At 40.6% G+C, this 17,552-nt stretch carries 9 protein-coding genes; all 9 read left to right on the top strand.

From position 1 onward, the window contains the following. Window positions 1-12: 12 nt before the first annotated feature. Window positions 13-1,680, top strand: a complete 1,668-nt coding sequence (locus I2F54_RS10035; protein WP_009122370.1) for a putative Ig domain-containing protein — start codon at window positions 13-15, stop codon at window positions 1,678-1,680. A 14-nt stretch (window positions 1,681-1,694) separates the two neighbouring features. After that, entirely contained in the window at window positions 1,695-3,269 is a 1,575-nt protein-coding gene (locus I2F54_RS10030; protein WP_039950990.1) for a DUF362 domain-containing protein, read from the top strand. 164 nt (window positions 3,270-3,433) lie between these two features. Next, window positions 3,434-5,614 (top strand): DUF362 domain-containing protein, encoded by a 2,181-nt coding sequence (locus I2F54_RS10025; protein WP_195501101.1) that lies wholly within the window; start codon window positions 3,434-3,436, stop codon window positions 5,612-5,614. 29 nt (window positions 5,615-5,643) lie between these two features. Further along, window positions 5,644-7,020: a glycoside hydrolase family 28 protein gene (locus I2F54_RS10020; protein WP_195501100.1), complete on the top strand. Its 1,377-nt coding sequence runs from the start codon at window positions 5,644-5,646 to the stop codon at window positions 7,018-7,020. A 6-nt stretch (window positions 7,021-7,026) separates the two neighbouring features. Further along, window positions 7,027-8,916 (top strand): glycoside hydrolase family 97 protein, encoded by a 1,890-nt coding sequence (locus I2F54_RS10015; RefSeq protein WP_195501099.1) that lies wholly within the window; start codon window positions 7,027-7,029, stop codon window positions 8,914-8,916. A gap of 20 nt (window positions 8,917-8,936) precedes the next feature. Beyond that, window positions 8,937-10,883, top strand: a complete 1,947-nt coding sequence (locus I2F54_RS10010; RefSeq protein ID WP_195501098.1) for a glycoside hydrolase family 97 protein — start codon at window positions 8,937-8,939, stop codon at window positions 10,881-10,883. 190 nt (window positions 10,884-11,073) lie between these two features. Then, window positions 11,074-13,221 carry a glycoside hydrolase family 31 protein gene (locus I2F54_RS10005; RefSeq protein WP_195501161.1) on the top strand — a complete coding sequence of 716 codons (2,148 nt, stop codon included), beginning with the start codon at window positions 11,074-11,076 and terminating at the stop codon, window positions 13,219-13,221. A gap of 16 nt (window positions 13,222-13,237) precedes the next feature. After that, window positions 13,238-15,403 carry an alpha-galactosidase gene (locus tag I2F54_RS10000; protein ID WP_087425204.1) on the top strand — a complete coding sequence of 722 codons (2,166 nt, stop codon included), beginning with the start codon at window positions 13,238-13,240 and terminating at the stop codon, window positions 15,401-15,403. 11 nt (window positions 15,404-15,414) lie between these two features. Continuing rightward, a complete protein-coding gene (locus I2F54_RS09995; protein WP_022218851.1) occupies window positions 15,415-17,454 on the top strand; it encodes a glucosidase family protein in 2,040 nt (679 codons plus the stop codon). The last annotated feature ends 98 nt before the right edge of the window (window positions 17,455-17,552 follow it).

Below are 17,552 nucleotides of genomic sequence, written 5' to 3'. Positions count from 1 at the left end.
CAATTAAGAACAATGAATAAACTAATAACCGGTATAGGGATACTATTCCTCAGTGGAATGGTATCTGCCTCTGCACAAATGCAGTATGTAGATAATGATGCATGTCAAGATGATTTGTCGCTGTCTACTCCTAAATTCACGAGAGAAGCATCTCCTTTGGATACTTTGAGAAAATATATTCTGACTCCCAAAGCTCCCGATACACCGCGTATTAACGGGGCTAAAGTCTTTGGTGTACGTCCCGGTTCTCAATTCCTTTATACTATCCCGGCTACGGGTATTCGCCCTATGACTTTTTCTGTAGAAAATTTACCAAAAGGTTTGAAGGTGAATACGGAAACAGGCCGAATTACAGGAAGTATTCAGAAGGCGGGAGAATATATTGTAACATTCATTGCTAAAAACTCTTTGGGAGAGGCAAAACGCAATTTTAAGATTGTTGTGGGGGATAAGATAGCTTTGACCCCGCCTATGGGTTGGAATAGCTGGAATTGTTGGGGGCATGCGGTGAGCCAGGAAAAGGTGCTTAGTTCAGCTAAAGCAATGGTAGAAAAAGGTTTAATTAATCATGGATGGCAGTATATTAATATTGATGACGGTTGGCAGGGACTTCGTGGTGGTAAGTACAATGGAGTGATGACTAACAGTAAATTCCCGGATATGAAAGGGCTTGCTGATGCCGTTCATGCTATGGGATTAAAGATTGGTATCTATTCCGGACCGTGGGTTGGTACGTATGCAGGACACATAGGCGCTTATTGTGATAACCCTGATGGCACTTATGATTGGGTGGAAAGGTACGCGAATGAGTATTATCGTTATGTAGACACCACTAAACAAACAAAACATGGAGTTAATTATCATCATGGTAAATATTCATTTGTAAAGAACGATGTCCGGCAATGGATGGAGTGGGGAATGGATTATTTGAAGTATGATTGGAATCCGAATGATGTCTATCATGTAACGGAGATGCATGATGCATTACGTTCACATAATCGTGATGTCGTATTCAGTCTGTCCAATAGTGCTCCTTGGGGAGATGCTATTCAATGGGAACGACTTGCTAATTGTTGGCGTACAACAGGAGATATAAAAGACACTTGGGAGAGCATGAGTCGTCTTGGATTTAATCAAACCAAATGGGCGCCTTTTGTTGGTCCGGGACATTGGATTGATCCGGATATGTTGGTGGTAGGTATGGTAGGTTGGGGACCTAAGCTTCATTATACCCGTTTGACACCCGATGAACAGTATACACATATCAGTTTATGGGCATTGTTATCTTCACCTTTGTTGATAGGATGTGATATGGCACAATTGGACGACTTTACATTGAGCCTGCTGACCAATGATGAAGTAATTGAAGTAAATCAGGATCCTATGGGAAAACAGGGGATCGTGATTGCTGAACAGGGAAATATTGTCACTTACGCAAAACCGTTGGAAGACGGTTCAATGGCTGTTGGTTTATTCAACCGGGGCAATACGATGGCTAAAGGAACTCTCACTTGGAAATCTGTAGGTATTCGTGGGGAACAAACGGTACGTGACCTTTGGCGGCAACAGGATATTGCAACATCTGATGTGGAGTTTGTAACAGATATAGCGCCCCATGGTGTACGTTTTATAAAATTGTATCCGGGGAATAGCCGAAAACAAGCTACTAGCGGTAGATGAAAAATAACGGAGTAATGAAACGAATTTATTTATATTTTAGAGAAAAGACGGAGAAGGGAGAATTTTCTTCAAAAAAGATGAGAATATTGCTTCTTTGGGGATTGGGACTTTCGTCAACGCTTTGGTTCCTTATCAGGGTAATACCTAAACCGTCTCGTGCTTATTATCCTTGTATGCAGGCAGCGGCTCCAATGATGTCGGCGTTTGTTACTTATATGTTATCGTTTACCGCTACTTGGTGGAGCGGACGAAAGCTATTGGGAGCGGTTCGTCAGCAGAAAATCTTCGTTAGCGTATTTTTCTTTCTCTGTCTGTGCTTTTTTGGTACAATGACATTGGTGGAAAATAGTGCACAGTTATTGGCGCAGGCGGTTTTGCCTGTGCCAGAACCTCGTATGGCATGGGGGAAGAATAATCCGATAGGTAGTCCGAAAGGTATATACCCGGGACGTGTTGCATGGGTGCATGCTCCGGGGGCGGCGACTTGGAAGAAAGGTGAAGGATTCTGGTATGAAGACCGTTGGAATAATCAGGAAGACGCCGATTGGCTAATGAGTAATTCCATTCTGTCATTGACCGGAGAAACGAAAGAGAAAGCTGCGTGGAACGCACTTTTTATTTCGTTTAACCAGGAACATGGGAAAGGGAGGAAAGGATATGGGAAAGGAGAGAAAATTGCTATAAAAATAAATCAAAACAACTCTTTTTCGCATGAGGATTGTGAGCAACTGAATGCATCACCACATTTGACACTTGCTTTGTTGAGAAGCCTTGTTAATGAGGGTGGAATCCCCCAAGAACAGATAACAGTATTTGATGCCAGTCGTTTTATAACAGATGCATTGTTTAATAAATGCCATGCAGAATTTCCGGATGTAATCTATTTGGATAATGAAGGTGGAGCAGGGCGTACAAAATCGACTTATACAGCAGATGCTATTCCCTACTCGAAAGATAATGGTCGTTTGGCTCGTGGTCTGGCAAACTGTGTAATAGAGGCTGATTACCTTATTAATATGGCACTATTAAAAGGGCATGGCGGACAGGGGGTAACTCTTTGTGCCAAGAATTGGTATGGAGTAACGGATATAGATCGTAACTTCCGTAAGAACCAGCATAATAATTTCAATCAAGACCGTGGTGGGAAACCGCGTTATATGACATTTACAGATTTTATTGCCCATAAAGATTTGGGACAAAAAACTATGCTTTTCTTGATAGATGGATTGTATGGCTCTGAAAATGTCAATGGAGCTCCTTCCGGGAAATGGAAAATGCCCCCATTTAATAATAATTGGCCTTGTTCGCTTTTTGCCTCTCAAGACCCGGTTGCCATTGATGCAGTCGGAATTGATTTTTTAAGTTCGGAATTCCCTCGCATGGCAGATGTAGACTATTGTGATATGTATTTGGTAGAGGCTGCAATGGCGGATTTGCCGTTGTCGAATACTTTTTATGATCCTGAACGTGATGGTACGGGAGTTAAAAGTCTTGGGGTTCTGGAACATTGGAATAATCCGATTGAAAAGAAATACAGTAGGAACCAAGGAAAGGATATTGGAATAGAACTGATTTATTTACATAAATGACATACTGTTTTGTTCTGTGAGACGATTCTTCAAGGATTTGAATAAAATCTTAAAATCGTCTCTTTTTTATATTCCTATTTTTGTATCAGGCTATTATGGACTCTTGTTTTTTTCATTATGGTTACAAATTGTCGGTGTAGTTATGAACATATAATCTATATAGTATGAAAAATAAAATAAAAAAATGGTTCTTCAAAACTTGTCCTAAAAGCGGACGTATTGTAGGCATTAACAAAAAGAATGTCGTGTTGAAGATATGTTTCCCTCTATTAGGATTGGCTGCTTTAGTTTGGTTTTTGATTCGGGTAGTACCGAAGCCAAGTCGTATGGAATATCCCTGCCAGCAGGTTGCAGCTCCGATAGCCCTTTCATTTGTCGCGTTTATCAGCAGTACTCTGGTAGGTGTGGGAACGTGGAAACGCGTCCGGAATTTATGGAATGCCCGGCGTGTAACTTTAGGTTTATCCGTATTGCTAATCGGTGTGCTTGCATCGGGGACCTTATATGTGATGTCTGTAGATAATTCTTTAATGGGACAGGTTATCCGTAAGCAAATAGATAACGGCACGGATATGGGACGTTTTATCCCTATTGATGCGCCGAACACTCCAATGGGAGTTGCTAAAGGTATTCATCCCGGACGAGTTGCTTGGGCTTATGATCCTAAAGCTGCTGCTTGGGATGGTAAACATGGCTTGTATTCGGATGCGGATAATAATAGTCAGACCCGGGTTAATGATATGTTAGAAGGAGTAATCATAGCGTTGACTAATCAAAAAACGATTGATAAAGCGTGGGATGAACTGTTTCGTCTTTTTAATTATAAGAAAGGTAAAGGAGCTGTCAGCTATAAAAAGGGTGAAAAAATCGCTATAAAGGTCAATTTGAATGATAATGGAGGATCAAACATTATAGATGCTACTCCGCAGTCGGTATATGCCTTGCTGCATCAGTTGATAGATATCATGCAAGTTCCTCAAAATAATATTACCGTTTATGATGCGCAGCGTCGTGGTATATCAGCTATTTATGATTATATGCAGCCGCTTTATCCGGAAGTAAACTATCAGAATTGGGGTGGATTCGTTCCGGATGTGGTCCATTATTCCAGTGAAATTACAGATAAGGGTTCTATGAGTTTGGCACGTGCGGCTTATGAAGCTGACTATATGATTAATATGGCTTTAATGAAACGGCATTCGGAACCTACGGATAAATGGCGTGATAGTGCAGGACAAACGGGTATCACGTCTACCGGTAAGAATCAGTTTGGCTCGTTAGAGAAAGTACCGCCTTTACATTTTAGTATCCGTGACTGGTCTTCTTTCCGAGGAATGGGGACATATAATTGTATTGTTGATTTAATGGCTCATGAACGTATTGGCGGTAATACTTTAGTCTATATCGTAGATGCTATGTATGTTAATCCGAAGCATAACGGTCATGCGGTGCGTTTTAAGCGTGCTCCATTTAATAATGGATGGACATCAAGCTTTTTAGCCTCTAATGATCAAGTTGCTATTGAATCGGTTGTACTTGATTTTATATATTCAGAACTGCCTTTGCCTGCCAATGCCGATAACTTCCTGCATGAAGCCGCTAATATCGGAAATCCACCTTCGGGTATTGCCTATGCGGGTAAAAAATTAGTGAGTTTAGGTGTGCACGAACATTGGAATAATCCGGAACAACGTATGTATAGCCGTAATTTGGGCACAGGTAAAGGGATCGAATTATATCGGGTACCTTTGGATGAGAATCGTGCTGCTATTGAATATTTTTATGCAGATGGAACGACTTTGCACTATAAAGTTTCTAATGCAGATGAGGTGAGATTAAACAATATGAAGTTGGATAATACGGAAGGACATTTATGTGTCGGTGTAGATAAGACGACTGACTATCGCCTTGAAGCAATAAAGTATGATAAAGTGGTGGCTACCCAGCGTTTGGTTTTGCGTAATCTGCAGCCGATAATAACCTGTCAAACCAAAGAAATGTTATTGAATGGTTCAGCTACTATTAATGAGGATGGGTCTGTAGAATTCAAAGGAGAAAAAGGCAGTTCTAACGGTTTTATAGCTTGGAAGGCTGAGATTCCATATACAGGCAAGTATTACCTGGATATCTCTTATGAAGGTGGAAATCCGGTTCCATCCTATCTTTATGCTAATGGAAAGTTGATAAGTGAAAATATAGGATATCTTGCCACAACCGGGAATAAACGTGGTAATTTTATATTTCCCATTGATTTAGAAAAGGGAGTAAATGAGTTGAGGTTGGAACATCCCGGACGTCGCAGTAATAAACTGTATACTATTACTATCGCTAAGGAGATAAATTGAAATAAACACAAGTAATACACACTAATATCATGAAAAGAAAAAATTATTTAGGATTATTGTTTTTGTTGTTGACATTATCTTTAACTATGCAAGCAGGAGAAACTTATAATGTGAAAAAGTATGGAGCCAAAGGAAATGGTAGAAAAATGGATTCTCCTGCTATTCAGAAAGCTATCGATGCTTGTCATAAAGCGGGTGGGGGAACCGTGATTGTGCCTGCAGGAACTTATCTCTCAGCTACTATTGTCTTAAAAGATAATGTAACTTTACGTTTGGAAAAGGATGCGCTTATTTTAGGAACCACGGACTACAAAGCATATGATAATTTAGATCCTTTTACCGAAGGTCTGGGTATTGATGTCGGTTGGGCTTTAATGGTTGCGGTAGATGCAAAAAATGTGACATTGGAAGGCGAAGGAACGATTGATGGGCAAGGTTCTGCTTTAAAAGCACGGCATATTAAGGAAGATACTCGCCCTGAAGGTCAACGTTGGGGGCTGCGTCCTTTTTTGCTCCGTTGGGTACGCTGTGAGAATGTGAAAGTAGAGGGAGTGACCTTGAAATATGCAGGTGCATGGACATCACATTATTTTCAGTGCCGCAATGTCAATATCAATAATATAACGATTCGAAGTTTTGGAGTGGCCCACAATGATGGTATTAATATTGATGGTTGTCAGCATGTACGTATTAGTAATTGTGATATTATCAGTGGTGATGATGCGCTTTGTTTTAAAACAACTTCCAGTAAAATGGGATGTGATGATATTATTATAACTAATATGAAGTTGAAGAGTAATCAGGCAGGTATCAAAATGGGAACAGAGTCCATGGCGGGATTTGAAAATATTAAAATAAGTAACTGCCATATTTATGATACCAAGAATGGTGGTATTAAACTTTTTTCTGTAGATGGGGCACGATTACGTAATGTGGAGATATCGGATATTACTATGGAAGAAGTACGTACTCCCATGATGTTTCGCTTGGGGGCTCGTTTAAGCGTTTTTCGTAAAAATGAAGATACACAGCAGCCTGTCGGTGTTTTTGAGAATGTTACTATCCGCAATGTGAAAGCTATTGCAGCAGATAATGCGCAGTTAAAACCACCTACCGGTATTCTTATTACCGGTATTCCCGGACATTATATTACTAATCTCACATTAGAGAATATCCATATTCGTTTATTGGGTACAGGTACTCCGGTGGATGCTTTGTCGGTAGTTCCCGAAGCGATTGATCAATATCCGGAAGTAAAAACTTTTGGTCCTAAAATACCGGCTTATGGTGTATGGGCACGTCATGTGAGAGGATTGAAGTTGAAAAATGTAACTTTTGAGCTAAAGAATCCGGATGCTCGTCCTGAGATTATTTGCGAAGACGGAGATATGCAAATTTATAAATAGTATGTTATGAAAAAAACTTTATGCATATTATTTCTAGGGTATTGTACTGTTGTAAATACCTATGCACAGATATTAGCTTCTGTGACAAGTCCTGACGGTTCTATTGTCCTGCAAATAAATGGAAAGGATAATAATTTGTCCTATAATGTGAAAAAAGGGGGTAATACGGTTTTGGTTGAAGCTCCTATTAGCATGACAATAGATCAAACAGAAATTTGTTGTGGCATTTCCGTTTTATCTTCAGATACTTATAAAACAGATGCGACTTATCCTATTAGAGGTTCTCATTCTTTAGCTATAGATAAAAGTAATGGGTTGTTACTTCGATTAAAGAATAGGCAGTTGAATACCGATTTTACTTTAGAGGCTCGTTCTTATAATGACGGTATTGCTTTCCGTATGATGCTTCCGGGTAATAAAAACCAAGTAAGAATACCAGATGAGCATACTGTTTTTACTCTTCCAGCGAAGAGTCAGGTCTGGTATCATGATATGTATTGTCATTATGAAGGAATTCATCAAAAGAAAAACATTTCTGAAATAGTGAAAGGAGAATGGGCGGCTCCGCCTATAACCGTACAATTACCGGATAACGGGGGGTATTTGTGCCTAACAGAGTCCGCTTTGATGAATTATGCCGGGATGTCATTACAGGCCAATGGTAAGAATGGTTTTGAGACTAAGTTGGGACATGCCCAGCCAGCAGGATATCCTTTTGCCCATGATTACAGCTTGGAAGAGGCCCGGCGTTTGTCAAATCCTGCTTCCATTACTGGTACAATTACGACTCCGTGGCGTACAGTGGTGATCGCTGATGATTTGAATGAGTTGGTGAATACTGATTTGATAACGAACCTTGCTCCAACGCCTGATAAGAATCTTTTTCCCAAAGGTATAAATACGGATTGGGTTAGGCCTGGACGTTCGGTATGGTGTTGGTTGGATGGTGGTGCACGTACACTGGAGAATATGAAAGAATTTTCCAGACTGGCAGGTGAATTGGGATATGAGTATAATACGGTTGATGCTTTTTGGTACCGTTGGACGGATGAGCAACTGAAAGATCTGGTAGACTATTCTGCGAAGTATGGTGTAAAAGTTTGGTTGTGGCGTCATGGACGAGATGTACGCGATCCGGAAAAACGTAAAGCTCTATTTGAAAGATGCCATCGTTTAGGCATAGTCGGATTAAAATTAGATGCATTTTCGCATGAATCAAAAGAATTTATAGACTTATATCAAGCATGTCTCAAAGAGGCTGCTGAGTATAAATTAATGCTTAATATTCATGGTAGTAATAAACCCGCAGGAGAGGTACGTAGTTGGCCTAATGAGATGAGTCGTGAAGGTATACGTGGACTTGAATACGGGAAGAAACAATATGAATGGTCTACACATAATACAACGTTACCGTTTACGCGGTTGGTAGTAGGAGCAGGTGATTATACTCCGGTCGTTTTTGGTGAACGTCGTTTAGAGACTTCCTGGACACATCAGATTGCGACTTCTTTAATTTTTAATTCTTCTGTTATCTTCTTTGGCTCTCATCCTCAAAAGATGTTGGAAAATCCGGCTGTAAAGGTAATAAAGGAGATACCGGCTACGTGGGATGAAACGATTGTTTTGCCATCCAGTAAGATAGGAGAAGTGGCGGCTTTTGCCCGTAGAAGTGGGAAGACTTGGTTCTTAGCTGTGTTGAATGGGCAAAAAGAATGTACTATACAATTTCCGTTGACCTTTTTGGATGATGGTTGGTATGAAGGAACAGTACTGAACGACAATCCATCAGATGCGGCAGCAATAGCTATGCAACGTGTCTTTTGCCGGAATTCAGATTCTCTGACAGGATATATGCGTACCGGTGGCGGGTATATCGTTATGTTTACACCTAAATGATAACACTTAAAATAAATATTATGAATAAATTTTGGAATGTAGCATTGCTGCTGTGTGCGGTATTGGTAACCGCTTGTACGACTCCTGAGTCTTGGGAGTTGAAATCGAAAGATAATAATGTTCGTTTTGTCTTAGAAAATAAAATTACAGATGGAGTGACGGACTTGACTTATTCTGTGTATTATAAAGATACAATAGCTATTGAGAGGTCTCTTTTAGGCTTAATAATGGATTCGTTGGAATATGGTAAAAATGCAAAATTTGTGTCTGCAGCCCCTGTGAAAGATATTGTAGAAGCTTATCAATTAAAATCGGGAAAGCAGATTAAGACCATTGATGATTGTCGTGAGCAGGTTTTTACGTTTAGTTCTTCAGAAGGGAATCATTTTGATTTGATAGTACGTGTTTATAATAACGGTATAGCTTTTCGTTATGGTTTATCTGGTTCGGACAAGGAATTCCATACAATTCAGGCGGAACATACGGAATTTGCGGTACCTGTCAATGGTAAGGCTTGGATACATCCTTATGATTGGAATGAACGTAAAAAGCCTAGTTACGAGCAATATTGCAGCAATGCTATTGAGATTCGTTCAGAATGCGAACATGGCAGAGGTTGGGCTTTCCCAATGTTATTTCAGACTAATGGTTTATGGATGATGATTACTGAAGCGCATTTGGACGGAACTTATCCTGCTACACATATTGACAATTCCGGTATAAACGGAGCATATAAAATTCGCTTTCCAGAATTGGATGAACCTATCGTTCCAGATGCGGTAGAACCGGTTTCAAAGTTATCTTGGTATACTCCGTGGCGTGCTGTTATAGTTGGTAACGATTTAAATACTATTTTCCAAAATCAGATGGTGTCTCATCTGAATCCACCGTCTGTCATTGAGGATGAGTCATGGATAAAAGCGGGACGTTCATGTTGGAGCTGGTGGTATAAAGGTGCCACTGTGCTTGATTATAAAGAACAATTGAAATATGTAGACCTTAGTGTTGAAATGGGATGGGAATATATTTTGATTGATGCCGGTTGGCAACGTATGGCAAATGGTGGAACAATGGAAGATGTTGTGAAATATGCTCAGCCGAAAGGTGTAGGAGTATGGTTGTGGTATCATTCCGGTGCGGGACGTGAAAACGATACGGTTGCAGCCCGTCGTATTATGTCTGATCCTGAACTGCGTCGTGCAGAGATGAAACGTATTAGCGAAATCGGGGTGAAGGGTATCAAAGTTGACTTCTTTGATTCTGATAAACAACGAATCATTCAGCTTTATCCGGCTATTTTAAAGGATGCGGCAGATAACCATTTATTGGTAGATTTACATGGCGCTACTTTACCACGTGGCTTTGAACGTACATATCCTAATATGATGACAACAGAAGCTATTCGGGGAGCGGAAACTTTGGGAAGACAGCAACGTTGTGATAAGGCTGCCGAACATAACGCAACTGTTCCGTTTACCCGTAATGTTGTAGGTTCAATGGATTATACTCCGGTAACATTTTCCAATAAAATACGCCAAGGGGTAGAGGCTATACGTCAAACTACCGTAGCCCATCAATTGGCTTTGGCAGTGGTGTTTGAATCTGGTTTTCAATGTTTTGCCGATAGAGCAGAGGCCTATCTTTCCTTACCGGAACAGCCGAAACAATTCCTGAAAGAAGTATCGGCAGCTTGGGATGAAAGTTGTCTGTTGGCGGGTTATCCCTCTGATTATGCCGTGATTGCACGTCGTTCGGGAGATGTATGGTTTATAGGGGGAATTAGTGGTAAGGCTGAAAAACGTGAAATAGAATTCACACTACCTACAGCATGTAAAGGAAAGTCGTTTACTATGATAACGGATGGTAAAGATAAAGATTGCTTTGATTATATGCCTATAAAAGATACAGACGGAAAGATTAAAATAAAACTTTTACCGAATGGTGGATTTGCCGGTATCATTCGATAACAATAAATTTAGTATGCATATATAGTTTATACCTTTGGGTTGTTTGAGAATACTAATATATTTGAGACAGTATCGAAAAAAAATAAAACGATTTTGCAAGCGGTATAAAAACGCTATTGGTTTCTTTGCGAAATAATAGTTTGCCTGTGTATAAACATATAAAATGACTACTATAAATTGAATGGAAAACATGAAGAAAAAAATGATTTTAGGGGCACTTGCTATTTTGATGTTACTTCCGGTACATGCACAAATAGCTTGGAAACAGGTGGAACCCGGTGTTTGGAAAGGTGTGGTAGGTACTCCTGAAGATTATTCGTTACTGGATGTAGCTGCGGTCACTCCTTTAAAGGAAAGTTTTGCGCGCTTGCCGGAAGTTGCTTTGCCCGCATTGGCAAATGAAATAGTCGGGAGTATACAAGATGGGAAGACCTCTCTCCGTATTCCTTTGCAGACAAAAGAACAACTCTACGGCTTTGGATTGAACTTTCAGACTGTACATCAGCGTGGTAAAATTTTGAATTTGCATGTAGACCATTATGGTGGAAAGGATAATGGCAGAACGCATGCTCCCGTACCTTTCTATATCTCCAGTCTGGGATATGGGGTTTTTATTAATTCTGCCCGTTATCTTACTGTCTATGCCGGTAGTGGTGCACGCAAGGATAGTCCGAATGCTCCGGTAGTTAAAGATCGTAATACGGATAAAACGTGGACAGCCAGTCCGTATTCGGATGCTGTGTCTATTCTTGTTCCTGCTCCAGGTGCTGAAATTTACATATTTGCAGGACCTACTCCAATGGATGTCATTCGGCGTTATAATTTATTCTGTGGTGGGGGTACATTGCCGCCGCGTTGGGGGTTGGGCTTTACACAACGTACCCAGAAACTGTATACAGCTGAAGATGTGGAGAAAGAAGCTGATGAATTTGAACGTCAAGGCTATCCACTGGATTTTATAGGATTGGAACCGGGGTGGCAAAGTAAAGCCTATCCTTGTACGCTTGAGTGGGATGAGAAACGTTATACAGACCCTGCTGGTTTTGTCAAAACAATGTTGGATAAAGGTATACGTATCAATCTTTGGACTAATCCATATATTTCACCTGAGTCCGAGGCATATAAAGAAATGTATCCGGTTAGCGGTTCACATACAGTATGGTGTGGTATTGTTCCTGATTTAGCAGGTGAAAAAGGACGCCAACTTTGGAAAGATAAGTTGGAAAAAGAACATATAAATATAGGTGTAAGCGGTTATAAAATAGATGAAGTCGATGGGTATGACCGTTATGTCTGGCCGGATGTTGCTACTTTCCCTAGTGGTATTTCCGCCGAGCAGATGCGTCAGACTTATGGATTGTGGGTACAACGTACAACTGCTGATCTTTATAAAAAGCGCAATCAACGTACTTTTGGTTTAGTACGTGCATCTAATGGCGGAAGCAGTTCTTTCCCTTATGTTATTTATAACGATTATTACAGTCATCAGGATTTTATTACGGCATTAATCAATTCCGGTTTTAGCGGTGTCTTATGGACGCCAGAGGTACGTGGTTCTAAGTCTGCCGAAGAATGGTTACGTCGTTTTCAGTCTGTGGTTTTTTCGCCAATGGCAATGATTAATGCATGGGCAAGCGGAACAAAACCTTGGTCATTCCCGGAAGTAGCAAAACAGGTAAAAGAATATGCTCTTTTGCGTATGCAGATGATGCCTTATTGGTATACAGAATTTGCCCGTTATCATTTTGACGGTATTCCGCCTTTCCGAGCTATAAATTTGGAGCCGGGTTTTAATCCGGAGCAGATAATTACATCGGAGCTGAAAACTTCTAATTTAGAAGATAATCCTTATTTAGAGGCTATTGCTAAAGAAATAAAAGATCAGTATATGGCAGGTGAATATTTGCTGGTAGCTCCTATGTTTGCAGGACAAACAAAACGTACTGTAATGCTGCCGAAGGGTAACTGGTATGACTTCTATACTGGTAAATATGTAGGTAATGGAGAAAGAATCACTGTCTCTCCTGGCTTAGACCGTATTCCGGTATTTGTGAAAGATGGGGCTATAATTCCTTTTATGGAAGCTACGCTTCACGCTCCTAAGGCCGGACAAAAGATAAATCTTGAAATTCGCCATTATGGTAAGGCGGATGGTGCTTATCGTTTGTATGATGATGATGGTGAAACTTTTGATTATGAAAAAGGCGTATATTCTTGGCGTGATATCAAAGTAACGCGTGATAAGAAAGGACGTTTGCATGGTACAATTTCTAAGGCAGAGAAAGGAAAGCCCAATAGTATTGCTACCGTTACCTGGAAATTTATGACTCAAGAATAATCTAAAATATTAGTAAATGAAGAAACTGATTACTTTATTTATATTTGTTTGTTGCATGGGGGGGATGCGTGCGGCGGACAATCCGAATGTGAAGAAACTTTTTTCAGTAACCTCAGGAGAGTTGAAGTTAACTTTCATGGTAGGTACGGATGATCGGCTGTATCAATTAGGTTTTGGAGATGCTGCGGCAGAGGTCGTTCCATCTGCTAAAATGCCTTCTCGCGAGAGAGAATTTCTTCCGCCATATGGTAACGGTGTGCTTACCGAACCTGCTTTGCAAGTAACACATGTAGATGGTAATACTTCTACTGAGTTGCATTATATAGGACATCGTACAGAGAATTTAAATGATGGTATTTCTCAAACGGTTATTTCTTTAAAAGATCCGGCTTATCCGTTTACCGTGGAAATCTATATCAAAAGCTATGCTGATAACAGCATGATGGAAATATGGAATACGGTAAGTCATAATGAAAAGGGGAAAATTGTTCTTCATCGTTTTGCTTCTGCTTCTCCTGTTTTGAAGGCTAAGGAATATTGGCTTACTCAGTTTGCCGGTAATTATAAACGAGAAGCGACGATTTCCGAAGAACAATTATCGGAAGGGATTAAAATTTTGGATTCCAAGCTTGGAGTACGCGCTCATCAAATGCGTATCCCATCTTTTATACTTTCATTGAATGGTCCGGCACAGGAAAATGCAGGTGAGGTTTTAGCTGCTTCTTTGCGTTGGAGCGGTAGTTTCCAGTTCGCTTTTGATGTCGATTGGAATAAAAATCTTCGCCTCATAACCGGAATGAATCCGTTAGGTTCCCAATATTATTTGGAACGTGGCGGTACCTTTACAACGCCTGCCATTTTGTATGCATACAGTAAGCAGGGTAAAGGTGAGGTAAGTCGTCGTTATCATCGTTGGGCTATGAAACATGCGATTCGTGATGCACAGAAAGATCGTCCGGTATTACTGAATAATTGGGAAGCTACACATTGTGACTTTGATGAAGAGCGTTTGAAAGAATTGTTTAATGGCGCTCGCCAGGTGGGGGCGGAATTATTCTTACTGGATGATGGCTGGTTTGGTAACGGACCATATTCACGTGATGATGATAAACATGGTTTGGGTGATTGGGAGCCTTCTACCAAGAAACTACCCCGGGGTCTGTCTTACATAGCAAAAGAAGCCTTGAAACGTAAAGTAGATTTTGGTATCTGGTTAGAGCCGGAAATGGTAAATCCTCAAAGTGAGCTTTATCAAAAACATCCCGATTGGATTATTACCCAGCCTAAACGTACTCCTATATTAGGGCGACATCAGGAAATTCTTGACCTTACCCGCCCCGAAGTACAGGCTTTTGAGTGGCAAGTTATTGATAAAACATTGCGTCCCAATCCAGATATATCGTATGTGAAATGGGACTGTAATCGCTATATTACCCAACCAGGTTCCGGCTATTTGCAACCGGCAGAGCAGAGTCATCTTTGGATTGATTATAATTGGGCTCTCTACCGTTTGATGGAACGCTTCTCCAAAGAGTTCCCCAATGTTATGGCAATGCTTTGTGCGGGTGGTTCCGGACGTGTAGACTATGGTGCGTTACCTTATTTCCATAGTTTTTGGCCCAGTGATAATACAGACCCGTTGGGACGTATTAAGATACAGTGGGGATTCTCTCATTTCTTTCCTGCAAGTACAATTTCTGCTCATGTGACACGTATGGGTAAACGTCATCTGAAACTGGCGATTGATGTTGCTTTAAGTGGAGCTTTCGGCATAGACCTTGCATTGGATAAGGCTACCGCTGAAGAACGTGTACAGATAGCTGATGCTGTTAAATTATATAAGGCGAGTATCCGTCCTTTGGTAATGCAAGGTGAACTTTATCGTTTGGTATCTCCTTATGAACATCCAATGGCCTCTCTGAGCTATGTTTCTACCGATAAAAATGATGCTGTGGTTTATCTTTATCAGATTCAAGATGGTAGTGTACCTCAAGTAATACTTGGTGGACTTGATGCTCGTAAAAATTATAGGGTGGAAGAGGTCGGCCTTCCTAAAGGAAGTACTTCTCGTTTTCCGGGGCATGGAAAAATATTCAGTGGAGCGGAATTGATGAGTACAGGAATAGCTAATCCGCTGAATGCACAGTTTGAGAGTGCCATACTATTATTAAAAACACAATAACTTAACAGATAATGAAACGAATCTTTTTATTTATATCTTTGATACTCGTTGCTTCAGTAACAGTTTGTGCTCAGTCACAAGACCGTTGGACGATTCTGCAAGATGGTTCCATTCAATGGAAGCCTACACGAAATTTGCCGCATGAAGATCATGTTGAAATGAGTGGGCAGATGCTTTCTGTCGTTTTACGTTATGGTGTGGATGTACAACAGCGTTTTCATTTAAATCGCAGCTTGGTTTTTCCCATGTTGCGTATGAAGCCTAATAAAACACAGAATAATTTGAAGCAACGTTTCGATGTAAATATACCAGCTATGGTAACAGTGGACGACCAGACGTTGTTGAATGAGGTAGTTCAGGATATTACATTTAATGGTATTATGCGTGTAGAAAGTGATTATGGATATATCTACCGTCGTAAGGAACTGAAGAATGCGATTCATGTGACTCGCATTCTTTACCCTTCGATAAATGCTCCCCGTTATCTTGAAGAATATACTTTTAAGAATAACAGCCAAAATCCTATAACTTTGCGTGTACCTGAATGGCGCGTTACTTATACAACTCCGGAAGAGGCAGGTGTTTATGGTGCTTATCGTATTGAAGCTTCTCTATCCAAAAAAGGTACTTTTATTCTGAAACCGGGTGAAACATTGGACTTTTATGCTATTTATTCCGGGAAGAAAGTTTCAGATGATGTTACGGAGAAAGATAACACGGCTTTCTCACGTATAACAATTCAAAGTGAGCGTGCCGGACGCCAAGCGCTTATTAACCAATGGTGGGAAAATCTTGTGTTGGATACTCCTGATCCTGTGTTGAACCGAATGTTTGCTTTTGCCAAATTGCGTGGAGCTGAGAGTATCTATCGTACTAAAGGTGGGTTAATGCATGGTCCAGGTGGTGAAGCTTATTATGCCGCTGTTTGGGCCAATGATCAAGCGGAATATATAAATCCTTTTTTTCCGTTTTTAGGGTATGATATTGGTAATGAATCTGCTTTGAATGCTTATCGCCATTTTGCTCGTTATATGAATCCGGAATATAATCCAATTCCAAGTTCTATTATTTCCGAGGGAGTTAGCTTTTGGCATGGGGCAAAAGACCGTGGCGATGGCGCAATGATTGCTTATGGAGCTGCCCGTTATGCTTTGGCTCGTGGTGATAAAGAAGAGGCTCGTGAACTTTGGCCACTTATTGAATGGTGTTTGGAGTATTGTAAACGCAAATTAACTCCTAATGGTGTAGTTGCTTCTAATTCTGATGAATTAGAAAACCGTTTTCCTGCCGGTGACGCCAATCTTTGTACATCTACTTTATACTATGATGCACTGCGTTCTGCTGCATTATTGGGGCGTGAGATAGGTGTTTCCGGTAAGCAACTTGCTACTTATACTGCTCAAGCGAAAGCTTTGGAGAGTGCCATTGAGAATCACTTCGGATATGAGATAGAAGGCTTCCACAGTTATCGTTACTATGAAGGAAATGATATTTTGCGTTCGTGGATTTGTATGCCGCTTGTTATGGGGATTTATACTCGTGCTCAAGGGACTATTGATGCTCTGTTTTCGCCACGTCTTTGGACAAATGACGGGTTATTGACGCAGGCCGGTACGGAAACTTTTTGGGATCGTTCCACTCTTTATGCTTTACGTGGTACAATTGCTGCTGGTGAAGTAGAAAAGGGGATGGATTTTCTGAAAAAATATTCTCGGCGCCGTTTACTTGGTGACCATGTTCCTTATGCCATTGAAGCATGGCCGGAAGGTAATCAGCGTCACCTGTCGGCAGAAAGTGGCCTTTACTGCCGTATATATACTGAAGGTCTTTTTGGTATCCGCCCTATTGGTTTACGTAACTTCGAAATGACACCTCGTTTGCCACAAGAATGGAATTATATGAATCTGAATAAAATACGTGCTTTCAATTCCAACTTTGATATTCATGTATCACGCGTGGGTGAAAAACTTCATGTAGAGGTATTACAGGAGGGTAAAAGCATTATAAAAAAGAATATAGAAGAAGGAAAAACAATTAAAGTACGTTTATAAAATGTACTTGTATAAAGGATTCCATTACCTTATAATTGCAGGCTATCCGGTTACCGACTGTGGAATAGATAATCCACAGTCGGTAACCGGATAGCCTG

The sequence above is a fragment of the Bacteroides clarus genome (assembly GCF_015555825.1).
Classification (GTDB): domain Bacteria; phylum Bacteroidota; class Bacteroidia; order Bacteroidales; family Bacteroidaceae; genus Bacteroides; species Bacteroides clarus.
Note: the sequence above shows the minus strand (reverse complement) of the source record. Positions and strands in the feature narration are given on the sequence as shown.